The organism is Clostridium sp. HBUAS56017 (assembly GCF_007115085.1).
GTDB classification, from domain to species: Bacteria; Bacillota; Clostridia; order Clostridiales; family Clostridiaceae; genus Clostridium; species Clostridium cibarium.
Genome location: NZ_SULK01000006.1, coordinates 128139 through 153557, shown reverse-complemented (window position 1 = coordinate 153557; position 25419 = coordinate 128139). Strand labels below are relative to the sequence as shown.

At 29.6% G+C, this 25419-nt stretch carries 19 protein-coding genes; 17 read left to right on the top strand and 2 right to left on the bottom strand.

The window, feature by feature from the left end; all coding sequences use genetic code 11:
• The first annotated feature begins 303 nt into the window (after positions 1 to 303).
• The 6 genes from FAY47_RS07790 (at position 304) to FAY47_RS07765 (ending at position 7583) form a co-directional block, all read left to right on the top strand.
• A complete protein-coding gene (locus FAY47_RS07790; RefSeq protein WP_143316131.1) occupies positions 304 to 1689 on the top strand; it encodes an ethanolamine ammonia-lyase reactivating factor EutA in 1386 nt (461 codons plus the stop codon).
• A 31-nt stretch (positions 1690 to 1720) separates the two neighbouring features.
• Positions 1721 to 3034, top strand: a complete 1314-nt coding sequence (gene eat / locus FAY47_RS07785; RefSeq protein WP_143316130.1) for an ethanolamine permease — start codon at positions 1721 to 1723, stop codon at positions 3032 to 3034.
• A 14-nt stretch (positions 3035 to 3048) separates the two neighbouring features.
• Complete coding sequence (locus FAY47_RS07780; protein WP_143316129.1) at positions 3049 to 4416, top strand: ethanolamine ammonia-lyase subunit EutB; 1368 nt, start codon at positions 3049 to 3051, stop codon at positions 4414 to 4416.
• Between the two features lie 3 nt (positions 4417 to 4419).
• Positions 4420 to 5190 carry an ethanolamine ammonia-lyase subunit EutC gene (gene eutC, locus FAY47_RS07775; protein ID WP_143316128.1) on the top strand — a complete coding sequence of 257 codons (771 nt, stop codon included), beginning with the start codon at positions 4420 to 4422 and terminating at the stop codon, positions 5188 to 5190.
• Positions 5191 to 5379: 189 nt separating this feature from the next.
• Positions 5380 to 6282: a hypothetical protein gene (locus FAY47_RS07770; RefSeq protein WP_143316127.1), complete on the top strand. Its 903-nt coding sequence runs from the start codon at positions 5380 to 5382 to the stop codon at positions 6280 to 6282.
• A gap of 134 nt (positions 6283 to 6416) precedes the next feature.
• On the top strand, positions 6417 to 7583 hold the full coding sequence (locus FAY47_RS07765) for a hypothetical protein (RefSeq protein ID WP_143316126.1): 1167 nt from the start codon (positions 6417 to 6419) through the stop codon (positions 7581 to 7583).
• A gap of 207 nt (positions 7584 to 7790) precedes the next feature.
• Here the strand turns inward: FAY47_RS07765 and FAY47_RS07760 are convergent, their stop codons facing one another.
• Positions 7791 to 9551 (bottom strand): sensor histidine kinase, encoded by a 1761-nt coding sequence (locus tag FAY47_RS07760; RefSeq protein WP_143316125.1) that lies wholly within the window; start codon positions 9549 to 9551, stop codon positions 7791 to 7793.
• Between the two features lie 153 nt (positions 9552 to 9704).
• On the opposite strand from FAY47_RS07760, the gene FAY47_RS07755 reads away from it, so the two are divergent.
• From FAY47_RS07755 to FAY47_RS07705, 11 genes are all read left to right on the top strand, one after another.
• Positions 9705 to 10955: a response regulator gene (locus tag FAY47_RS07755; RefSeq protein ID WP_143316124.1), complete on the top strand. Its 1251-nt coding sequence runs from the start codon at positions 9705 to 9707 to the stop codon at positions 10953 to 10955.
• Between the two features lie 30 nt (positions 10956 to 10985).
• Positions 10986 to 12263 carry an extracellular solute-binding protein gene (locus FAY47_RS07750; protein ID WP_143316123.1) on the top strand — a complete coding sequence of 426 codons (1278 nt, stop codon included), beginning with the start codon at positions 10986 to 10988 and terminating at the stop codon, positions 12261 to 12263.
• 148 nt (positions 12264 to 12411) lie between these two features.
• Positions 12412 to 14646, top strand: a complete 2235-nt coding sequence (locus tag FAY47_RS07745) for an alpha-galactosidase (protein ID WP_143316122.1) — start codon at positions 12412 to 12414, stop codon at positions 14644 to 14646.
• A 1-nt stretch (position 14647) separates the two neighbouring features.
• Entirely contained in the window at positions 14648 to 15850 is a 1203-nt protein-coding gene (locus tag FAY47_RS07740; protein WP_143316121.1) for an MFS transporter, read from the top strand.
• A 5-nt stretch (positions 15851 to 15855) separates the two neighbouring features.
• The gene (locus tag FAY47_RS07735) at positions 15856 to 16956 is read left to right on the top strand and encodes an SGNH/GDSL hydrolase family protein (protein WP_143316120.1); all 1101 of its coding nucleotides are present in this window, start codon (positions 15856 to 15858) and stop codon (positions 16954 to 16956) included.
• Positions 16957 to 16972: 16 nt separating this feature from the next.
• The gene (locus tag FAY47_RS07730) at positions 16973 to 18052 is read left to right on the top strand and encodes a GDSL-type esterase/lipase family protein (RefSeq protein WP_143316119.1); all 1080 of its coding nucleotides are present in this window, start codon (positions 16973 to 16975) and stop codon (positions 18050 to 18052) included.
• A 24-nt stretch (positions 18053 to 18076) separates the two neighbouring features.
• On the top strand, positions 18077 to 19096 hold the full coding sequence (locus FAY47_RS07725; protein WP_143316118.1) for a glycoside hydrolase family 130 protein: 1020 nt from the start codon (positions 18077 to 18079) through the stop codon (positions 19094 to 19096).
• 110 nt (positions 19097 to 19206) lie between these two features.
• Positions 19207 to 19902, top strand: coding sequence for a FadR/GntR family transcriptional regulator (locus FAY47_RS07720; protein WP_143316117.1), 696 nt, complete (start codon positions 19207 to 19209; stop codon positions 19900 to 19902).
• A 255-nt stretch (positions 19903 to 20157) separates the two neighbouring features.
• Positions 20158 to 20946 carry an electron transfer flavoprotein subunit beta/FixA family protein gene (locus FAY47_RS07715; protein ID WP_143316116.1) on the top strand — a complete coding sequence of 263 codons (789 nt, stop codon included), beginning with the start codon at positions 20158 to 20160 and terminating at the stop codon, positions 20944 to 20946.
• A 33-nt stretch (positions 20947 to 20979) separates the two neighbouring features.
• Positions 20980 to 22158, top strand: a complete 1179-nt coding sequence (locus tag FAY47_RS07710; RefSeq protein ID WP_143316115.1) for an FAD-binding protein — start codon at positions 20980 to 20982, stop codon at positions 22156 to 22158.
• Between the two features lie 24 nt (positions 22159 to 22182).
• Entirely contained in the window at positions 22183 to 23586 is a 1404-nt protein-coding gene (locus tag FAY47_RS07705; protein WP_143316114.1) for an FAD-binding oxidoreductase, read from the top strand.
• Between the two features lie 148 nt (positions 23587 to 23734).
• Here the strand turns inward: FAY47_RS07705 and FAY47_RS07700 are convergent, their stop codons facing one another.
• The gene (locus FAY47_RS07700; RefSeq protein WP_243129571.1) at positions 23735 to 25162 is read right to left on the bottom strand and encodes a hypothetical protein; all 1428 of its coding nucleotides are present in this window, start codon (positions 25160 to 25162) and stop codon (positions 23735 to 23737) included.
• Positions 25163 to 25419 lie beyond the last annotated feature (257 nt).

Here is a 25419-nt window from a genome sequence, read left to right as displayed (position 1 = left end):
TTCAAAATAATTAAGTTATAACTTAATTTTAAAAATAACAAGTTAAGGATAATGAAGAAAAAAGCAGCATAACGAAAATATATTAGTTTTACAGTTGCTTTTAAGGGAATTTGAGGGATTTAATATATTGCTATTATAGGTAAAAGCCATTAAAATAAACATATTGATTGAAACAAAGGCGTTTAAAGAATTATGTATTCTTTAAACGCCTTTTTTAATTAAATTCGAATTTAAAGACAATGATGTCAAGATATTACTTGGCTCATTGTCTTTTTTATTACAGAAGAAAAGAGGTGAAATACTATTTCAAAAAATGAAATTTATAGTATAGGAGTTGATATTGGTACATCAACAACTGAAATAATAATAAGCAAACTAAAAGTTAAAAACACATTAAGTTCTTCATTAATAAAGGAAACAACAATTGAAGATAAGGAGATAATTTATAAAAGTCCCATTGTTTTTACTCCTTTCATAGATGAATTCACTATAGATTTCCAAAAGGTTAAAGAATTTGTTATAGAAGCTCTTCTTAAAAGTAAGATTGAAAAAAGTCATATTTCAACTGGTGCAGTGATTATAACTGGAGAAACAGCAAGAAAAGAAAATGCCAAAGAGGTAACTGATAATCTTTCAGAGTATTTAGGTGATTTTGTTGTTGCAACAGCTGGTCCAAAACTTGAATCTTTACTTGCAGGATATGGCTCAGGAGCTTATGAGATGTCAAAGAAATTAAATAGAAGAATAGTAAATCTAGACATAGGTGGAGGTACAACAAATATATCGATTTTCAACTGTGGTGAATGTGAGCAAACTTTTGCCTTAGATATTGGGGGAAGGCTTATAAAGTTTGATTATGAGGGAAGGGTAATTTATCTTTCAAAAAGAATTGAATTCCTTTTAAAAGATTTGGGTATAGACTTTAGAAAAAAAGTGAATTTAAATGTTTTAGAGATTTTATGTAAGAGGTTGTCTGAGAGTTTATTAGAAGTATGTTCATTAAAAGAATTATCTAAAGATACAGAAAAACTATTTATAAGTGAAGGATTTACTCCATTTAAGGCTGATTATATAAGCTTTTCAGGGGGAGTAGGAGAATACATGGGAGAAAAAAATGTAGATTTATTTAAGCATAATGATATAGGAGTGCTTTTAGGAAAATGCATTTTTGAAGAATTTGAACCATATAGAAATAGAATAATATTTCCAAAGGAAAAAATAAGAGCTACGGTAATTGGTGCAGGAAATCATTCCTTGACAGTTAGTGGAAGTACCATAGTTTTTGATAAATCTATATTACCTCTTAAAAATATACCTATAATTAAACCATTTAATAATAAAGAAAATTTAAAAGATATATATTTGCTTGGCAAGAAAAAGCTAGATATGTATGAAAGTACCTTAGTTGCAATTTCATTAGTTGGACCTAAGAGTCCAAGCTATGAAGAAATAAAATTAATGGGAAATGAAATAATAAAACTATTTGAAAATGTTGAAGGACCAATAATAGTTGTTTTAGAAAATGATTTTGCAAAAGCTTTAGGACAAGTAATTTCTTTAAATTTAAATAAAAAAAGAGAAGTTATATGTTTAGACAAAATATCTACAAGAAATGGAGACTATCTAGATATAGGATTGCCTCTAGCTAACGCCATACCAGTAGTAATAAAAACACTAATATATAACTAAAAATTTTGAATTGAATTAAGGAGTTGAATTTATGAATAATGAATTGAAAAAGACATTAAAACCAATACAACTTTGGGGAATTATCGTCGGAATGGTTATATCAGGAATGTACTGTGGATGGAATTATGCTTTAGAATTTACAAGTCCTATGGGTTTTATTATAGCAATTTTAATAGTTACAACATTTTATACAACATTTATGTTTAGTTATGCAGAACTTGCAACTGCAATTCCGCATGCAGGAGGACCTTCAGAATATGCTTCGAAAGCCCTTGGAAAGTTTGGAGGTTTTATAGCTGGTTTTTCTTGTCTTGTAGAATTCCTATTAGCAACTCCAGCAATAGCACTATCAATAGGAGCATATATTAACTTTCTATTTCCATCAATACCAGCTGTAGCGGCAGCTTTAATTGCTTATATGTTATTTGTAGTTATAAATTGTCTAGGTATAGAAACAGCTGCTAAAGTTGAACTAATTGTAACAGTTGTGGCAATAGGCGGGTTATTTTTATTTATTGGAGTAGGAGCTCCTAAGATTGAACTTAGTAATATTTTTGCTGGAGAAACATTTAAAGGTGGATTTGGTGGGGTATTTAGCGCAATACCTTTTGCTATTTGGTTTTATTTAGCTGTAGAAGGTGGAGCTATGTCAGCAGAAGAATGTGAAAATCCTAAAAAGGATATACCCAAAGGTTTTATATTAGGAATAGTTACTCTAGTTATATTAGCACTTGGAACATTTTTTATAGCAGCTAGTACTTCAGAATCAAGTATTTTAAGTGCCACAGATTCACCTTTACCTACTGCACTTGAAGGAATATATGGGGTAGGAATGCTTTCTAAGGTAATGAGCTTTATTGGGTTATTTGGATTATTTGCAAGTTTACATGGAATAATAATTGGATATTCAAGACAAGGATTTGCCATGGCTAGATCAGGGTATTTTCCTAGATTTTTAGCTAAAGTTAATTCTAAAGGAGCTCCAGTTAATTCAATAATTTTAATGAGTTTAATTGGCATGATATTTGTTGTAACAGGACAAACTGCCGTGATTATAGTGATTTCTTCCTTTGGAGCTGTTGCACTTTATATAATAAGCATGATTTCGCTATTTATTTTAAGAAGTAAGGATCCAAAGCTTAATAGACCTTTTAAGGTAGCATATCCAATAGTGCCATTAGTAGCATTATTAATAGCTTTAGTGTTTTTAGTAGCAGTAGCTATATCAAATCTTTCAACTATATTTTGGGTAATAGGAGCATATGCAGTAGCTGTGATTTATTATTTTATATATTCAAAATTAAATGAGATAGGAATAAATGAAGTAAATAGTGAAATTGTCTAGAAGGAGTGACAAAAATGATTTTAAGAACAACACTTTTTGGTAATGTATATAATTTTTCTAGTGTAAAAGAAGTTTTAGCTAAGGCAAATGAAGAAAAGTCTGGAGATAGACTTGCTGGTATTGGTGCAGCATCAACTAAGGAAAGAGTGGCTGCAAAGATAGTACTTTCAGAACTTACTATAGAAGATTTAAGGAATAATCCAGTTGTAGATTATGATAAAGATGAAGTTACTAGAGTAATTCAAGATGGATTAAATGAAGAAGTTTATATAAGGATAAAATCTATGACTATAGGAGAATTAAGGGAGTTTATTTTATCTTCTAGTGGAGAAGAAATAGCAGAGATAAGAGATGGCTTGACTTCAGAAGTTATAGCTGGTGTTACTAAACTTATGAGTAATTTAGATCTTATAATAGCTTCTAAAAAGTTAACTAATATGGCAACTTGTAATACTACTATTGGAAAGGTTGGAACTCTTTCTTCGAGGCTTCAACCTAACCATCCAACAGATAGTATTCATGGAGTAATGGCATCAGTTATGGAAGGGATAAGCTATGGGGTTGGTGATGCAGTAATTGGACTAAATCCAGCTGTAGATACTGTGGATAGTGTTTCGAATATTTTAAAAGCTTTTAAGGATTTTATGAATGAATTCAAAATACCTACTCAAAACTGCGTTTTAGCTCATGTAACAACACAAATGGAAGCTATTAAAAAGGGAGCGCCTATGGATTTGATGTTTCAAAGTATTGCAGGTTCTGAAATTTCTAATAGAGGCTTTGGAATAAATGTAAAATTATTAGATGAAGCTTATTTTACTATGAAAGAATTAAAATCTTCAAAGGGTAATAACTTTATGTATTTTGAAACAGGACAAGGATCTGAATTATCCTCTGAAGGGCATAGTGGTGCAGATCAGCTTACTATGGAAGCAAGATGCTACGGCTTAGCAAAAAGATACAATCCTTTTTTAGTAAATACGGTGGTAGGATTTATAGGCCCTGAATATCTTTATGATGGAGCCCAGGTTATTAGAGCAGGTCTTGAAGATCATTTTATGGGTAAGTTAACTGGATTATCTATGGGGGTTGATGTTTGTTATACAAATCATATGAAAGCAGATCAAAATGATTTAGAGAATTTAGCAGTATTACTAGCTGGGTGTAACTGTAATTACTTTATGGGAGTTCCAGGTGGTGATGATGTAATGTTAATGTATCAATCTACAAGTTATCATGATATTGCAGCCTTAAGGGAAGTAACTAATAAAAGGCCAATTAAAGAATTCGAGAATAGATTAGAGGAACTTGGCATAATGAAAAATGGTATGTTAACAGATAGAGCAGGGGATCCATCAGCATTCTTAAAAGGAGGAGTGTAAATCGTGAAGATAGACATTTTAGAGGATATATCTACAGTTCATTTAAATAATAAAGTTACAGTAGATAATCCTATAGATTATAAGGGGTGCATGATTTTAAAGGAAACCACTCCAGCAAGAATTTGCATAGGGAAAGCAGGGACAAGACTTAAGACTTTAGATTACTTAAAGTTTAGAGCAGATCATTCTGTAGCTATGGATGCTGTTTGGTCCTATGTAGATGAAAATATAGTAGATCAATTAGGATTTTTTAAAGTCCAAACAGAGGTAAGTGATAAAGAGGAATATATAACTAGACCAGACCTCGGACGAAAATTTTCAAAAGATGTTTTAAAAGATATAAAAGAAAATTGTTTAAAGGATATAGATGTTCAAATTATTGGAGGAGATGGATTAAGTTCACCAGCAATAACTTCAAATTTGAAAGAAATCTATCCAATGATAGTGGATGGAGTTAAAGCTAAAGGATATAAAATAGGCACTCCAATCTTTGTTAAATATGCAAGGGTTGCGACTATGGATAAAATAAGTGAAGCTTTAAATGCAAAGGTTACTATTATTTTAATCGGAGAAAGACCAGGCCTTGCAACAGGAGAAAGCATGAGTTGTTATATGGCTTATAAGGCTAATAGTAGTAAACCAGAATCTCAAAGAACTGTAATTTCGAATATACATAGAAATGGTATGCCGCCAGTTGAAGCTGGAGCGCAAATTGTACAGCTAATTGAGATACTAATGAAAGCGGAAAGAAGTGGAATAGATCTTAAACTTTAAAGGCCTAAAATATATATGGTGATACTTAGAAAAATAGGTTGCAAGGTTTTTAGGATAAGATTTTTAGCAATTGGGGAATTATAAAATATCAATGATAAGTTGGTAGTTTTTTGAAATTAGAATCATATAATGTATAAATATTATAATTTTATTCAGTTAAATATTATTGAATTAGAAAGGATGGAAAAGGTGAAAGTAAGAAAAATTATTTCGCTAGTTTGTTTAGTAACATTGTCAGTAACTTTAACACTTGCATTCCCACAAAGCGTATTTGCTGAACAAAAAACAGCCAATGGAACAGCTACTCAAACTGGTAATCCAGACGCTTATGTTGAAGTAAATGTTCCCACAGCTGAAAGTCAAATTTCTTATGGAACTCTAAATATTTCAGCACAAGCAGTAGCAAATGGGAGAATTGATCCGACCACTCAAGTAAAATATGTTATATTTGAGTCTGAAAAAGATTTAGGAGCAGCTCAGCATATTGGCTTTAATGAGGGTGCTACTAATTCAAATGCTTATTACTCTGTTGCTTCATCAGGAGAAACTTACCCAACAGGAAGTGGACTTAGCAGTAATGAATGGATTTATTTACGTGATACAGGGGCAACTGCCTATGTACCAGCGCGAATAACTGGGACACTTACTAATGGTGGTGGTGGAGTAACTATGCCTGGTGGTGGTACAATTACTGAAGTCGGAAGTTTTGCTGTTACTCAAAATTATTATACTTCAGCTGACGCAGGTGTTACTTGGAATAGAAACAGTCAAACCATTTATGTTGCTTTAGGAAGCAATAATAGATTGTATGTTGGAAACTCTGCTACTTTATCAGATACTCAGTATTTTACAACAAAAGGTGAAGCAAGGAGCGATAGCTTTAATAATGGAAATAGTATGGTTTTGACAACTACTCCAGCAGCAGGAGCAGCAGTAAATTTGGATTTTGGTTATAATATACCTTGGGATGCAACCCAATCAAATGCGAATAAGGCATTATATACCCTTGTTGATATGCCTCAACATGCAGCAACAGGCCATGATTGGCATTGGGATTTAAATATTACTGGTGAATATTTGTCAAATCCATAAAGCTCAAATTTTAATTAAATTAAAGACTTGTATTCTTAAATAAAACATTATTGTTTTTAGTGAATACAAGTTTTTTTTAGTTCATAAGCTATTAGTATGTTTAGGATATAGGAACAATTTTGAAAGGTGAAATAATGTTTAGATTAAGAAAGCTTAGTTTTTGTATTACTTTAATATTTTTATCATCTTTATTTTTAACTAATTTTTTTGTTATTTCTACTAAAGCAAGTATTGATAAAACTAACAATATTTTAGTAAAACCTGCTTTTATGGATCTTGGAAGAGTAGGTAATAATTCCTTAAGTGTTACTGCTAGCGTTACTAATGAAGGTGATGAAAATACATTTACAGCTAATGTTGATGGAAATGGAAAAGAGTTTGTTAGTTTTGATCCACAAAGTTTTGAACTTAAAAAAGGTGAAACTAAAGAAGTTAAAGTAAATATTAATAATAGTGATAAATTACCTATAGGACCTTATGATTACTCAGTAACATTTTTAAAAAAAAGTAACAACGATAATTTTTTATCTACTACTACATCTAATTCATTGAGAATTAAATTTATTAAGGAAGGAATTGATGTAGCAAGTATTAGGGTTACAGATGTAAATAAACCTGCACCAGCTAATTTTTATATAATTTTTGCAAATTTCAAGAGCACGGAGGAAACTATAAATTCTACAGTATCTATCGTATCAAAAGAAGATGGTAAGGAAATGGCTAATTTTAATGAAAATATAAATATGAAACCTTATCCAGATAATGGTTTTTATGGAATTATGAAATTTGATTGGGAGACTAAAGAGGTAGAAATGGGAGATTATATAGTAAAATATAAAGCTATAAAAGCTGATGGTACAGTTTTAGAAGGTGAGAAACCTTTTTCAGTAGGGGAACTTAAAGGTAATTTAACAAGTATAGATATAAAGGATACTTATAAGGGAGAGAATCTTAAAATATCAGCTAAAGTAAGTAATGTTGGTAATCTTAAGCTTCCAACAACTTTTAATGTGGTTATAAAAAATACTGATGGAGAAGAGGTTTTTAAAGATGAAAAATCAGTTACTATAGATCCAGGTAATGAGGAGAATTTAGTAAGTGAATGGTCAACTAATGATGCTAAGGTAGGAGAATATGTAGCAGAATATAAAGTTAAAATGGGAGATGAAGTTATATCTAACAGTGTGACTTTTAAAGTGTTAAATTCTTATACATTGCATATTATTATAGGTATTATACTTATAATTTTATTAATAATTTTTATAATAATAGCTCAGAAAAAGCATAAGAAAGAAGAATAATAAAGAGCTATTCAAAATCAGAAAGTCTATGGGAAATCTATTATATTCAAGTTAATAAGAAAAGTTAGGAGCCTATTTAGGGCTCCTTCTTCATATACTCAGATTCATTAAATTTCAAAATATATTATTCTATTGAATATATTCTTATATTCTAGTATTCTTATATTCTTAAGAATATGCTGGAAAAATGCGGGCTGAAGAGTTTTGTTACGTCAAAGATATAAAGGGAAGTGTTAGTGTCATAGAAGTACCTTTCCCAACGACGCTAAAAATTTCAAGACCGTATTCTTCACCATAATTTAATTTGAGTCTTTTATTTATATTTCTAAGAGCAATTCCTTTAAATTTATTATTTTTATCATTTATATAATCATTTAAATCCTTAAGAGTATCATCCTCAATTCCTATACCATTGTCAGAGATGGTTAATAATAAATTATTATTAATATGCTGGCCTTGAATTATTATTTTCCCATTTCCATTACATTCACTTAAGCCATGATATATAGAGTTTTCAATAAGTGGTTGAATTATCATTTTTATTATTTCACAGTCTAAAACTTCGGGATCAATTAGGTTCTCTATAGTAAATAATTGGTCAAATCTCATTTTTTGAAGATAAATATAGTTTTCTATAATAGAGATTTCTTCTTTTAGAAGAACTGTGTTTATTTTTCTATTCATGCTGTATCTAATAATAGAGCCAAAATATTCAGCCATGGTGGAAGTTTCGAGATCATCATTTATTTCTGCCATCATATGGATAGACTCTAATGTATTATAAATAAAATGAGGATTGATTTGATTTTGTAATTGTCTTAGGTCAAGTTCTTTTTGTTCTAATTTATTTTTATAGTTTATAGTAATTAAACTATTTATTCTGTTTTTCATTTCGTTATAAGACTTAACTAGAATTCCAATTTCATCATTTCGTTTATAATTAAATTTATAATTAAGGTTATTTTCAACATTGCCCTTCATATTTTCAATTAATGATTTTATTGGATTAAATATTCTTTTTATGAAAAGAACAAATAATACAATAAATAGAATCAAGCAAAATATTATATTAATCATAAATGATATAATGTATAAATTATCAATATGGAAGGCATCTGATTTTGGTATGGAGGTAACTAAACTCCAATTTGTAGTAGGAATTATGTTATAAGAAACAATATAGTCTTTATCAGTATGAATATATTTTAACTTAGGTATTTGTGAGTAATTAATCTCAGAATTAAGTAAATTATTATTAATGTTATCTGTATTTAAAATTGGGGTTCCAGTTGAATCGAAAATTGTTGTCACTTGATTATTAAATGGTAGGTCTTTCTTTAGTAAGTTTTCTATTTCTTCTATGGGAAGGGTAACTAGCAATAAACCATTAAACTTTTTTGTATTAATATCTATTATTTTTCTTACTATGGCTATTGAGTGTTCATCATTTGAAGAAGTAATTTGAAAAAGATTATTTGTATTTATGTTTGAGATTAGAGTTGTTGTTTCACTGGAAGTTAAGGCGTCTAGAAACCACTTTTCTGTAGTTGGATTTTTTAGTTTATCATTAGAACTATTCTTTGAAGAAAATACTCCTCTTCCTTTTAAGTCATAGAGATAAGCTCCATTTATTGAATCATTTTGAATCAATATCATTTCGCATAAATATGTTAGATAGTTATACTCATCTATGTTGTAAGGTTTATTTGCAGAAAGGATAGAATGTAATCTATCTATTTCAGGTACTAGTAATGGATATTTTGAAACATTAGAGATACTATTTATTTTCTCAGTAATTTGTTGGCTCAAGCTTGTATTATAATTTTTAATGAGTTTTTCAGTTTTGTTAAATTCATACTTTGAATAGGAATATAAATTCAAAGTAGTAATTAAGAAAAAGAATGAATACATAATACTAAAAATTATTAAAGTCAATTTTTTGATAGATAAATTTTTTTTGAATTTCATAAGAACTCCACCCATTTAGCAATATTTTTGTTGATTAAGGAATATACTATACCGATAAAAGACATATCTATATTTTAAAAAAGTATGTTTTAATGTATAATTCTAATATATACCAATTTACATAAATATTCTATGGTGTTGTGGGGGGAGAATATGAAAATATTAATTGTTGATGATGACAAGATAATTAGAATGGGGTTAACAAAAAAGATTAAGCGATTATTTAGTGAACATGAGGTTATGAGTAATTTTCAAAATGGTTCATTAGCGCTGGAATACTTGAGAGAAAAGGAAAAAGATGTAGATTTAGTTATAACGGACATAAAAATGCCTATAATGACAGGTGTTGAGTTAATTAAAAAATCTGAAGAAGAGTTACATAAACCTCCAGCTTTTATAGTATTAAGTGGATATGACGATTTTAGTTATGTTAGAGATAGTATGAAAGCAGGAGCAACAAATTATTTATTAAAGCCAATTGGAGAAGAAGAATTAAAAAAAGCATTAAGAGATGTAGAGTTAAAGATTAATTATAAGAAGAAGGAAAAAGAGATGATTAATAAGTCTATTAATGTCTTAAGAAAAGATTTTTTTAAGCATATTCTATTTTCAAATAAAGATACTGATTGCAGCATAAGTAGCTCATTACTGCAGAATATGCAATTAGATGAAGACTATGTATACAATATGATTGTTATTGAAAGGGGAAAGAAAGATGATAATATTCCTTTAAGGTGTTTTATAAGGAATATTTTAAAAAAGTGTAGAGATGTAGAATATTTATTTTTTTATTATGAAAATACTATTTATGTAATTCTATATTACAACATTAATATTGGAGAAAATGTAAAGTATTTAAGAGGGGAAATAATAAAAGAAGCTGATGTTTTTATAGATAATTATAGAAATGTATATATTTTAGAATCTACAGAAAAGGTTTGGAAGCTAAGAGAACAGTTTAGATTAGTAATAAAGGTTAAAGAAACTGTTTCTAGCAATTGCAAACCTAAGAAGTATATTTTAAATCAAGCAGACAAGCTTTCAGAGTTTTGCAATAAAGATAAAAAAAATTCTAATTCTATAGCAATAGAATTAGCTAAAAAGTATATAATTAATAACTTTAATAAGGACATTACTTTAAAAGATGTAGCTGAGGAAGTTTATCTAAGTCACAATTATTTATCAGAGCTGTTTAAAAAAGAAGAGGGGGAAGGTTTTTATGATTTCTTATCAAACTATAGAATAAAAAAAGCAAAGGAAATACTTATGACAACAAATTTAAAAGTATATGAAATAGCAGAATATGTAGGATATAGTGATTCTATTACCTTTGGACGTGCTTTTAAAAAGATTACAGGAACTACTCCAAATTGTTTTAGAAATTCTATGCTGATAAAGAAGTAAGTTATTAATAAATTTGAAAGAGGGATGCTTATGAAGAAAAGTAGTAAGTCCATTAAATTTATATGTTTAATTTTACTAATTATTGCGGTATTAATTTCTGTGGTAATAGCATTAAATAAGAAGAGAAGTTCAAGTGAAGCTAAAAGTTATCTAGAGGGAAGCATTACATTTTTAAGTAATAGAACTGATAAAAGAGAAGAACTAAAAGCTTTAACTGAAGAATTTGAATTAGAATATCCTAAGGTAAAGGTTAATTTAGAACTTAAAGGAGATGCAGAAGAAATACTGCAAAGAAAAGCTTCTGTTTCAGAACTTCCAGATGTTACGCTTGTTCCATCTGTTATAAGTTCAAAGGAGTTTAAAGATTATTTTCTACCACTAGATGATTTAGGATTTAAAGGAGATGATATTTATGATTATAATGTTGGAATGGGGGATGATGGATATTTATATAATTTAACAACTTGTGTAAATTGGCAAGGAGTTATTTATAATAAATCTATTTTTAATGATGCCGGTATAAGTGAGTTACCTAAGACTAAAGAAGATTTTTTGAAATGTTGCACAAAACTAAAGTCCATAGGAGTAACGCCAATTGCAATTAATTATAAGCAATCTTGGGCAATGAATATATGGATGGATATAATTCCATATTTGTTTGATACAAATCTTGAAAATAATATAATAACTAAATCAAATGATATATTGGGTGATAACAGCGGAGTGTACAAGTCTTTAGAGTTTATAAGAAGTATTGTAAAAGATGGTTATTGTGAAGATGAGTTACTGAATTATGACTGGGAACAATGTAAAAAGGATATTAAGAATGGAAAAATAGCTATGATTATTTGGAGTTCGGATTTCAAAAATCAATTGGAGGATATAGGTATGGATAAAAAAATAATAGACATGTTTCCAATACCAGAAAGTAAGGTAATTAAGGTGGTGGGAGACTACAGATTTGGAGTAAGTAGAAATTCTCAACACCCAAATGTAGCAAAAGAATTTTTAAAATTCATTTTTCAAGAAGATAGGTATGCTAAGGCGGTGAACATAACGTCAACTATAAAAAGAAGCAAGGAAACTATAAGCATGATTAAATCTTTAGAAAAGTTTAATATGCCAATAGAGATACAAGGAGATGTAATTAGAAAGCAGACAGTAGAAGAAGCAGAAATCCATGATAAATACTTTAATAATAGAAAAACTACGGGATTAGATGCAAAGTTTGTACAAAAATATGTTATAGATTCAGATTCTAATATTACTAGAAATGAAATAAATAAAGAGTGGAAAAGTTTCAAGTAAAAATAAACTCAAAGTAAGAATTATTAACAATAATATTGATTTGGAAGTGATAATGTAGACAAGATACGGAGGAGTTTTTATACTGAAGAAAGAAGAGTTTTCCACATCAGGTTAGTATACGTTTTCAAAGGAGAGGGAGATGGTGTTAATGGGTATAAAATTTAATGAGAATACAAGAGAATTTCATCTTTATAATAAGCATATAAGTTATATTATAAGAATTATAGATGAGATAGAACAAGTTGAAAATGTTTATTATGGTAAGAAGATAAGGCATAGAAACTCTTTTAAACATATAACAGAAAGAGAACTTAGACCTTCTTGCAATATGTTTAAAGGAAGTTATACTTCTTCACTTGAACATATTAAACAAGATTATCCTAGCTATGGAACTACAGATTATAGATATCCAGCTTGCTCTATCACAAGTAAGAATGGAAGCAGCATTACGGATTTTCAATATAAAAGTTACGAAATCATTAGAGGAAAAAAGGCATTAAAAGATTTGCCAGCAACATATGTAGAGGACAATGAGGAAGCAGAGACCCTTGAGATAACATTAGTTGATGATGTAATAGAAAGTAAACTTATACTTAGTTATACAATCTATAAGGAATTAGATGTAATTTGTAGAAATGCAAAAATAATTAATGAAGGCGATGAAATTTTATTTGTAGATAGAGCAATGAGTTTAAGCATAGATCTTCCAGATTCTGAGTTTGAAATGATTCATACGACAGGTGCATGGGCTAGGGAATGTCATCTTAGAAAAAGGAAATTAGTAGAAGGTGTTCAGTCCATTCATAGTTTAAGAGGAGCAAGCAGTCACATGCATAATCCATTTATGATATTAAAAAGACCTGATGCTACTGAACATACAGGTGAAGTTTATGGTTTTAGCTTAGTATATAGCGGAAACTTCTTAGGTCAAGTTGAAGTGGATCCTTATGGAATTTCAAGGGTTATGATGGGAATAAATCCTTACAATTTTAGATGGAAGCTAAATAAAGGGGAGAAATTTCAAACACCAGAATGTGTGATGGTTTATTCTTCAGAAGGATTAAATAAAATGAGTCAGACTTACCATAAGCTGTATAGGACAAGACTAGCTAGAGGAAAGTGGAGAGATAAAGAAAGACCAATTTTAATTAATAACTGGGAAGCTACTTATTTTGATTTTAATGAAGAAAAGATTTTATCTATTGCAAGGAGTGCAAAAGAGCTAGGAATAGAATTATTTGTATTAGATGATGGTTGGTTTGGAAAAAGAAATGATGATAAAAGTTCTCTTGGGGATTGGGTTCCTAATTTAGTAAAATTACCTGAAGGAATAAAAGGCCTTTCAAAAAAAGTAGAAGATATAGGTTTGAAATTTGGCTTATGGTTTGAACCTGAAATGGTATGTAGTGATACAAAGATTTATAAGGAACATCCAGAATGGGTTATACATACCCCTAGTAGAAATATGTCTCATGGAAGGAATCAATTTGTTTTAGATTTTTCACAAGAAGAAGTAGTGAATTATGTATTTGATTCAATGGATAAAGTAATAGGTTCTTCAGAAATTTCTTATATTAAATGGGATATGAATAGATACATTACTGAAGCTTATTCTCGAGCACTTGAAGAAGATAGACAAGGGGAACTATTTCATAGATATATTCTTGGGGTATATAAATTGCTTCAAAAAGTAATAGATAAGTATCCAAATATCTTAATAGAATCTTGTGCAGGAGGTGGAGCAAGATTTGATCCAGGAATGTTATATTATGCCCCACAAACTTGGGCAAGTGACGATACAGATGGGTTTGAAAGGTTAAAAATACAATATGGTACATCAATGATCTATCCAATAAGTGCAATAGGAAGCCATGTATCAGCAGTACCAAATCACCAGGTTGGAAGGGTCATTCCTCTTGATACTAGAGGAAATGTAGCATACTTTGGAACATTTGGATATGAGCTTAATTTAAGCACCATTACAGATAAAGAAAAAGAAGTTATTAAAGAGCAAGTTAGGTTCTTTAAAGAAAATAAATTGCTTTTACACCATGGAGATTTTTATAGATTGATGAGTCCTTTTGAAAAAAGTGAAACTTCATGGATGGTAGTTTCAGAAGATAAGTCAAAGGCGATTGTAGGATATTATAAAGGTTTAAGTAAACCAAATGAAAAGTATAACAGAATAAAACTAAAAGGATTAGATCCAAATAAATTATATTCCATAGAAGGAAGAGAAGAAACATGCTGTGGAGATGAGCTTATGAATTTAGGAATTGTTTTATCTAAGGATTATACGGGGAAATTTAGTGAATACTATGAAAGAGTGCATGAAGATTTCATGTCTCAATTATTTGTATTAAACGAGGTAAAGGATATTTAAGATGAAGTCTAAAACTAAGGATAAAAATATAAAAAAGGCGATCAATGTTTTTAAAGCTAGTTCTTTATTAAATAGCATAGGAAATACTATAATAGGCAACACATATGTACTTTTTTTGTCTTTTACTAAAGGTTTTTCAGAGAGACAGATTAGTCTAATAGTTGGAGTTTTACCACTATTATCAGTAGTCACCTTTTTTATATGGGGAGCTTTAATAGATAAATATAAAAGGTTATTACTTATAAATAAATTTGTAAATATAATTAACATTTCAACTTTAGCAGGGCTCATATGGATAAGTAATTTTTATATATTTTTAGTTTTTAATCTAATTAGAAATGTTTTAATCCAACCTGGTGGGGTAGTTAATGAAGAGTATCTTTTAAATTTATCTAATAAATATGGAGCTACATTTGGAAAAATTAGAGTGTTTTCTACAATTGGATATGGGCTGGCAGGAGTTATATCTGGATTAGCTTTAGGATTTGTAAGTCCTAAAGTAACCATAATTTTATCAAGTATTTTTATTATGTTAAATATAATAGTACTATTTTTCTTGCCAGAAATAACAAAACCAGAAAAAGAAAAGGAGAAAAGTGAAAAGACTAAGATTATAGAACTTTTTAAAAATAGAGATTTTAAGGTGTTTATTTTAACCTATGGCATATTAACGGCTGCTATATGTTCTGCAATGGGGTATGGGATTCAGATGATGCTTATAAAATTAAATGCACCAAACTTTTATATAGGAATGTTACCAGTACTTATGATTAGTTTTGAAGTGGTTCTTTTACCATATGTAGAAAAATTAAAATTTTATAAGAATGTGAATTTAGTACTAAAAATAGCAGGTGTATTGCTTATTATTAGATGGATATTAATAGGTACAGTAAAATCTTATATTATCATAGTTTGGTTAACTTTAATGCATGGAATAATTAATGGATTTTTAATTCCATTGCCTAATAAGGTTATTTGGAATGTAGTTCCTAAAGAAGATCATTCTACTGCAATTATAGTAACTAACCTATGTTCTTATACAATTTTCCCATCAATAATAAACCTTATTACAGGAAATATAGCAGGAATATTTGGAATACATAGTTATGGATTTACATATCTTACACTTACAATAGCAGCTTTAGGAATTTTAATTAAATATAAAATTAGTAATAAAACTATAAATGAAAAAGAGAAGGGATGAGGGGAATGGATTTAACTGACGGAATGATAAAGAATTCAATAGTTAACAAAGGGGATGTTTCAAGAATACTTAAGCTTTTTAATAAAGGAAAAAGAGGGGAAGATATAAATATAGGTTTCTTTGGTGGATCTATAACACAAGGGTGTCATGCAGATATACATGAAAATTCTTATGCATATAAAACTTATTTATGGTTTAAGGAAAAGTTTAAAGAAAGCAATGTAAGGTATATTAACGCTGGTGTAGGAGCTACAGGATCTATAATAGGTGTTCATAGGGTCAAAGAACAAATGTTAGATTTAAATCCAGATATAGTATTTATAGATTTTGCAGTAAATGATAAAGAAAATATCTATAACAAAATTGCTTATGAAAGCTTAATTAGAAGGCTATTAAAAGTGAAAAATAAACCAGCTATAGTGGAAGTGTTTATGAGTACAGATGATGGACACAATGTACAGGATCAGCAGATTAAAATTGGAGAAAAGTATAATATACCAATGATAAGTTATAGAAATGTTATCTATAGTGAAATGATTAAAGGAAAAACTATATGGAAGGAAGTAGCTACGGATGAGGTGCATCCAAATAATTTAGGGCATAAGATAATTTCAGAGCTTTTAATTAAATTTTTACAAGATATTTATAGTAACTTAGATGACAAAGAAGATAATGAAATAGCTCTAGATAAACCTATCTTTGGAGATAAATATATAAATGGTGTAATTTTTAATAATAACAATATAGAGGTTAAAGAGGAAATAGGTTTTGTAGAGGACAAAGAAGGATTTCAGGTCTTTAATAATGGATGGAAATTTAGTCATGAAAAATTTAATAAAGGAAAGTTAACGTTTGAAGTAGAAGGGAAAAATATATTCATCTTATATAAGAAAAGTGTACTTGAAACAGCAGGAAGAATTCAAATAAGAGTTGATGATAGAGACAAGGGAATTTTAGATACTTATTTTGAAGATGGCTGGGGTGATTATTCAGAAACACATCTTATAGTAGAAGAAAATGAAGTATCTAAACATAAAATTGAGATAACTGTGTTAGATGATGATAAATTAAGAGAAATTTCTATTATGGGATTTTTAGTATCTTAATGAGGAGGATGTAGATATGTATTTAAAAGATATAGATATGGACAAGTTTACACTAATTGAAGCAGATAATAATAACTATGAATTTAATGGAAGAGTAGATTTTAGTAATCCAAAATCACCTACTATAATTTATGCTGGAAGTCTTATAAAGACTAAGTTTCAAGGAACCTCATTAAAGATAGCAATAAATAATAAACATGCTTGTTTTGAAAATTCTATTGGTTTTATAGTTGATGGAAAGATTCATGGAAAAGCAATAATTGAAGAGCATTATAAAGACATAGTACTGAATATAGCTAGTGATTTGGAAGATGAAGTTCATGATTTAATTTTATATAAAAGATCTGATTCATGCCATTATTTTGATTTTTATGGGGTTATTCTAGATAAAGGATGCACAATATTATCTTCAGGACCTAGAGCTAAAAGGAGAGTTGAATGTTTTGGAGACTCAATTTCAGCAGGAGAAGTATCAGAAGCTGTGGATTATGTAGGAAAGGTAGATCCAGAAAATCATGAAGGTATATATTCTAATGCATGGTATTCATATTCTATGATGACTTCAAGAAAGTTAAAAGCGGAAATTAATAATAATGCACAAGGTGGACTTGCTGTATTAAATGATACAGGATATTTTAATGGTGAAGAATTCTTGGGACTTGAATTTACTTATGATAAATTAAGATACAATCCTCAGCTTGGAAGCTGCAATAGTTGGGATTTCTCAAAATTTACTCCTCATGTAGTAATTATGGCACTAGGGCAAAATGATGCTCATCCAGATAATTATATTAATACAAATAAAGAAAAAAGGCATATATGGAAAGAAAAATATAAAGGGATAATTAGAGATTTAAGAAGTAAATATCCAAAGGCATTATTTGTTGTAATTACAACTATCCTAGGCCATGACAAGGGTTGGGATGATGCTCTTGATGAAATGGTAGAAGAACTTGAAGATCTAAAGATAGTAAGATACTTGTTTAGGAGAAACGGGAGAGGGACTCCAGGCCATGTAAGGATTCCAGAAGCTGAAGAAATGGCAAGTGAACTTACAGAATTTATTGAATCCTTTGGAGAAGAAATTTGGGAATAACTAAATTTATGGGAGGAAATTATGATGGATAAGGTAAAAATATTAGGTGAAGAGCTAAGTAATATACCATGGCAAGAAAAGCCTGAGGGGTTTGAAGGCGTGGTTTGGAGGCATAATGGAAATCCAATTATAAATTGGAATCCAACTAAAGAGACAGCAAGAATTTTTAATAGTGCTGTAGTTCCATATGAAGATGGATTTATTGGAGTGTTTAGGGCAGATCATAAACATGGAAAACCTCAGTTACATGTAGGAAAGAGTAAAGATGGACTTTCTTGGGATATTGAAGATGAAGAAATTCACTGGAAAGATGAGGAGGGAAAAGACTATCAGCCTAATTATTCCTATGATCCAAGGCTTGTGAAGATAGATGATGCCTTTTATATAGTATGGTGTGTCGACTTTGGAGGAGCAGCTTTGGGAATGGGAATGACAAAAGACTTTAAAGAATTTACAAGACTTGAAAACCCATTTATCCCATTTAACAGAAATGGAGTACTATTTCCAAGAAAGGTTCATGATAAATATTTACTTCTAAGCAGGCCTAGTGATAGTGGACATACTCCTTTTGGAGATATATTTATAAGTGAAAGTCCAGATTTAGTCTATTGGGGGAAGCATAGAAGAGTTATGTCAAGAGGTGGTTCAGGCTGGTGGCAAGGAACTAAGATAGGTGGGGGAGCTATTCCTATAGAAACTTCAGAAGGATGGCTATTATTTTATCATGGTGTATCTGGAACTTGTAATGGTTTTGTTTATAGTATAGGAGCTGCTATTTTAGATATAGATAATCCTTCAAAAGTACTTTATAGAACTAGAGATTATTTATTAACACCTGAGAAAGAATATGAAACTACAGGCTTTGTGCCCAATGTAGCATTTCCATGTGCAACGCTTCAAGATTCAGCTACAGGAAAGATAACAATTTATTATGGAGCAGCAGATACTTATGTTGCAGTGGCTTATGCTAAGGTTCAAGAATTAATTAGATATATTAAGGATAATTCAGATCTTGTTTATGGAGATGATATAGAATATAGATAACCTTTCATATGAAATTTTTGCCTAATTAGTTATTGTTAATATTTATTTCATAGAGTACAATTAACTTGAGAATTATGTTATAAAGGTTTAGTTAGGAGATAGATGTTTTAATGTTTACGCAAGTTAAAAGTACAAAGGTATATGAGCAGATAATAGATCAATTTAAAGCTATGATTGCAGATGGAACATTAAAAAAGGGAGATAAATTGCCTTCTGAAAGAGAGCTTGTGAGTCAACTTGGAGTAAGTAGATCAGCCATAAGAGAAGCTTTAAGTGCACTTCAGATGATAGGTTTTGTTGAATCAAGGCATGGGGAAGGTAATTTTATAAAAGAGAATTTTGAGGAGAGTTTAATAGATCCATTTTTGCTTATCTTTATGCTAAATGGAAGCGATAAAGAGCAGATCTTTGAATTAAGAAGAGTTATAGAAGTGGAAACAGCTGCATTAGCTGCAAAAAAAATAACAGATAAAGAAATAGAAGAACTTAAAGAGTGTTTAAATAAATTAAATGAAGTAGAAGATGAAGAGGAAAAGGTTAAATATGATAAGAGGTTTCACTATAACATAGCAAAAGCTTCTAAAAATATTTTAATACTTAACATGTTAAATGCAGTTTCTTCCTTGATGGATTCTTTTATCAGTGAAGCTAGAGGTAAAATTTTAATGGTAGAAGAAAATAGAAGTATACTTATGAGACAACATGAGGAGATACTTGAAGGGCTGGTTAAAAAAGATAGTGAAGTTGCATCAAAGGCAATGAGTGAGCATTTAGATTTAATTTATGAATATAATATAAAGAAATAGTTTAAAGAAAGTATGTTAATTAATTTGTCATACTTTCTTTTTTATATAGGTATCAAATGACAAAGCTATTTTAAATAATTAGAAAAATGTGGAGAAAAATTATCAAATTAATATTTAAAGAAAGGAGAAATCTAATTTTTTACAAAAAAGTATGTATAATCAAATATAGTTGTAGAAATATTTAGAAAAGTATGCTATTTTAAATATAGTGGTCTGACCACTAGACCAATAAATAAATATGGGAGGTACTATTAAATGGAAATATTAGTTTGTATTAAGCAAGTTCCAGGAACAAGCAAAGTTGAAGTAGATGAAAAAACAGGAGTGCTAAAAAGAGATGGTGTGGATTCAAAGATGAATCCTTATGATTTATACGCATTAGAAACTGCTTTAAGGATAAAAGAAGAAAAAGGGGGAAAGGTTACAGTTATTAGTATGGGACCACCTCAAGCGGAAGCAGTTATCAAGGAAGCTTATATGATGGGTGCTGATGAAGGAGTATTACTATCAGATAGAAAGTTTGCAGGTGCTGATGTTTTAGCAACTTCTTATACTATATCTCAGGGAATTAAAAAGGCTGGGGTATTTGATTTAATCTTATGTGGTAAACAAACTACAGATGGAGATACAGCACAAGTTGGACCAGAGATGGCTGAGTATTTAAAAATACCGCATATAGCTAATGTTAGAAAAATAGTTGAAGTGAAAGAAAAATCATTAGTTGTAGAAATGGATATGCCAAATACTTTAGAAGTTGCAGATGTAAAATATCCTTGTTTGTTAACAGTAGAAAAAGATATTTTTGAACCTAGACTTCCTTCTTATAAAAAGAAAATAGAAACAAAAGACAGAGAAATAAAAGTATATGGGTTAATTGATTTTGAAGATAAAAATGAAAATATGTATGGATTAAATGGTTCACCAACTCAAGTTGAAAGAATATTTCCGCCATCTATAAATTCGGATAAAGAAATATGGAATGGAAGTGGCAATGAGCTTTCAGTCAAATTATTTAATAAGCTAAAAGAGATGAAGTTTGTTTAAGAGTAAAAAGAATTAGTGTTAGGAGGAACTACAATGGGAAAGTTAGTTATTAATGAAAATAAGTTGAATGATAAAGTTATAGAAGAATTAGTTAAAATATGTCCATTTGGTGCAATGGAAAGAAAAGAAAATAAGCTTGAAATTTCAGCTGGATGTAAAATGTGTAGATTATGCGTTAAGAAAGGACCAGCTGGGGTTGTTGAATTTGTTGAAGATAAGAAAGTGTTAATAGATAAAAGCCTTTGGAGAGGAATAGCAGTATATGTAGACCATGTAGATGGAGATATACATCCAGTTACATATGAGTTAATTGGAAAAGCAAAAGAGCTTGGGGGCAAAATAAATCATCCAGTTTATGCAGTATTTATAGGTGAAAATATTAAAGAAAAAGCAGAAGAGTTACTTCATTATGGAGTAGATGAAGTATTTGTGTATGATGATAAAGAGTTTAAATATTTTAGAATAGAACCTTACACAAAGGTTTTTGAAGATTTCATAATTAATAATAAGCCTTCGACTATATTAGTTGGTGCAACTACAATTGGAAGGTCATTAGCCCCTAGAATTGCAGCTAGATTTAGAACAGGATTAACAGCAGATTGTACGATTCTTGATATTAAAGAAAATACAGATTTAGTTCAAATAAGACCAGCTTTTGGTGGAAATATAATGGCTCAAATAATTAACCCTAATAACAGGCCACAACTTGCAACAGTAAGATATAAAGTTATGAATTCACCTAGTAGAAATGAAGAAAAAAGCGGGAAAATAAATTTGTGTAGTATAGATCAGATAACTTCTAATATTAATGTTTTGAAGGTCGTGAAAAAGGAAGTGGAAGAAAGCATAGCTGATGCTGAAATAATAGTATCTGTTGGTAGGGGAATAAAATCAGAAAAGGACATGGAGCTTATTAAAGAATTAGCTAATTCAATAGGAGGACAAGTAGCTGGTACTAGACCTTTAGTTGAAAATGGACTTATAGATGCAAAACATCAGATTGGATTAAGTGGAAGAACAGTAAAGCCTAAATTGATTTTTGCTATAGGCATTTCAGGTGCAGTTCAATATACAGCTGGTATGAACAATTCAGATTGTATAATAGCTATTAATAAAGATCCTAATGCTGCAATATTTAATGTTGCTCACTATGGTATAGTTGGAGATTTATATGAAATAATACCTAAACTAGTTGAAAAAATAAGAGCTTAAAGATTGTATAAGGAGGATATAGCCATGAATTTAGATAGATATAAAAAAATAGATGAAAAAGATATTGAATATTTAAAATCAGTACTAGGACAAGATAGAGTTTTATCAGGAGATGAAATTAGCGAAGATTTTAGCCATGATGAATTAGGTGGAATAAGCAAAATGCCTGAAGTTTTGGTTGAAGTATTAACAACAGAAGAAGTATCAAAAGTAGTTAAATATGCATATGAAAATAATATTCCAGTTATACCAAGAGGGTCTGGAACAGGCCTTGTTGGAGCTTCAGTTCCTATACATGGTGGAATTATGATAAATATGTGCAAGATGAATAAAATATTAGAGGTAGATGAAGAAAACCTAACTTTAACAGTAGAACCAGGAGTGCTTTTGATGGAAATAGGAGATTATGTTAAAGAATATGACTTATTTTATCCACCAGACCCAGGAGAAAAGTCAGCAACAATAGCAGGTAATATAAACACAAATGCAGGTGGAATGAGAGCTGTAAAATATGGGGTAACAAGAGATTACGTAAGAGGATTAGAACTAGTGCTTCCAACAGGGGAAATCATAAAGGTTGGAGGAAAGGTTGTAAAAAACAGTTCGGGATATAGTATTAAAGATATGGTTTGTGGCTCAGAAGGGACTTTAGCTATAGTGACAAAAGCTATATTAAAGTTAATTCCAGCACCTAAAAAATCAATAAGTCTATTGATTCCATTTCCTAATTTATCTTTAGCAATAGAAACAGTTCCAAAGATAATAAAATCAAAAGTAATACCTACATCAATAGAATTTATGGAAAGAGACGTAATACTTGCAGCTGAAGAGTTCTTAGGAAGAAAGTTTCCAGATAATACAGCAGATGCCTATCTATTACTAACATTTGATGGCAATAGCACAGAAGAAATAGAAAAAGATTATGAGGGAGTAGCAAATATAGTTTTAAATGAAGGAGCATTAGACATATTCATAGCTGATACAGATGAAAGAAAAGAGGCCATTTGGTCTGCTAGAGGAGCATTTTTAGAAGCAATCAAGGCATCTACAACCGAAATGGATGAATGCGATGTTTGTGTTCCAAGAAATAGAGTAGCTGATTTTATAAATTACACATATGAACTTCAAAAGGAATTCAATGTTAGAATAAAGAATTTTGGTCATGCTGGAGATGGAAATCTTCATGTATATATATTAAAGGATAAAATGACAGAAGAAGAATGGAATAAAAAATTATCACAAGTGTTTAACTGCATGTATGAAAAAGCTAGAGAATTAAGAGGGCAAGTTTCAGGAGAACATGGTATAGGTTTTGCAAAGAAAGTTTACTTAAAAGATCAGATAGGAGATGTTACTTCTATACTGATGAAAAATATAAAACAAGCATTTGACCCTAAAAATATCTTAAATCCAGGAAAAGTATGTTAACACTATATAAATAGTTAAAGAAAGCTATCTATAATGAAGTTTAACTCGTTGATAGATAGCTTCTTTGCCTGTTAAAATAATATTCATATAAATTATATTAATAACAAGTACATGTTTAAATTTCTAAGGATTTAAAGAAATATCAAGTTTACTTAGTATAATCAGTGTAATCAGATTTAAACCACTTAATTGATATACTTGATTTTCCAGTTTCATCTTTAGGATTAATCTGAATTTCATTGGAATCCACAACATTTTTATTTATGAGTAATACAGTATTATCAGGATTATCACAATAAAATGTAATACCTTTTAAGTTTTCAATAGAAGGTACGCTTTTACCCAAAATAGGATCGTTTATACAATCTATATTTATATATTCCTTTCCATTAACCTTGCCCTTAGTGTATAATAAATGCTTTTGAGCATTAGCATAATCTAAGAGTCTAGAGGTTTTTGCAACAAGTATTTTTCCAGTACTTTGATAATCAGTTAACATTCTGAGAGCTTTTATATTTTCATCTGAGAATAGATTTTCTGAATTAATGCCAAAATGTTGTGCTATTATTGAATACTGTTTCTTTTTCACTATAGATTCTAGATTATTTCGAGTTAGTTGAAGATGCAAATTTTGGGTATTCCATGTCCAATCATCTTTGCCATTAACCAACCCTCTATTATATCTATGAAACCCCCATATCTTCTGTTTATCAACTAGTGTAATTTGATAAAGTGGATAGTCATGTCCAAAATTATTATCTTGTGTAGAATTCCATATATATTTAATACCATTTTTTACAGTCAAGTCTGCATGGTAATAAGGTGATGATGGGTCGTCCCCTTTTTGGTAACTCATAAATTTAGAAGACCCATGTGCTCCAAGGTTTTGGGTATTAGATCTATTACCATGATTTATCCAGACTTTGAAGTTAGAATTTATAGAGGTTAATTCATTCCAAGCATCAATAGCTAAATTTCTGTTGAAGTTCGTATTCTTTTCGCTATCAGTTGAAAAATCTCCAAATGTGTGAATAGAATCTATCCAACCGGCATGAGTATAATTAATTATCTCATCTGAATTGTGTTTTGTTGAACTATCTGTGCCTTTATAATAAGTCATTATACTTTCAGAGCCATTTCCATGCTCATCCACTTTCCCTTTTGTATCATTGCCCATATACATCCACATAGAATCCCCAACATCAAGACCTACACCTTCACCATAAGGAGTCTGTTCTTTAGTATTTAAAAATTTATGATATCTTTCAAATTCTTCTAGGGTTGTATCGTCTATATCACTGCATATAGCTAGCATTGAGCTGTACGGATATGGAAATTTTCTTAAATCTTTTTCATTATAATATGGATTCTTAGTATTAGAATTCAATGAATTTAGAATTGCTTGTATATTTTGGTCTGAAACATTATTCGTATCATCTTCAGCAGATATATTGTTATTCGTTGTGGCAACTGGAATACTTTTTTTTATCAATTTACAAGCACCAATACTTGAAAATAAAATCAATAAAACGGTAATTGGTAAAACTAGTTTTTTTTTCATTACAAATTTTTTCATATTTATGCACCTTCAAACCTAAACATATGTTTTCAAATTATAATTTTAGTATAATACAAAAACATAAGTTAGTAAATTTAGAATACGAGAAATATGTAAAGTCATAATTGATAGGAATTGTAGTTTATATGTTATAAGAATATATTTATTGTTTAAAATTCTTTTAATTGTAACCATATATATGGTAATATTCTTAAGAATATGCTGATAAAATGAGAGGTTACAGGGTTTTAAGTTATTTAAAATATAATTTATTA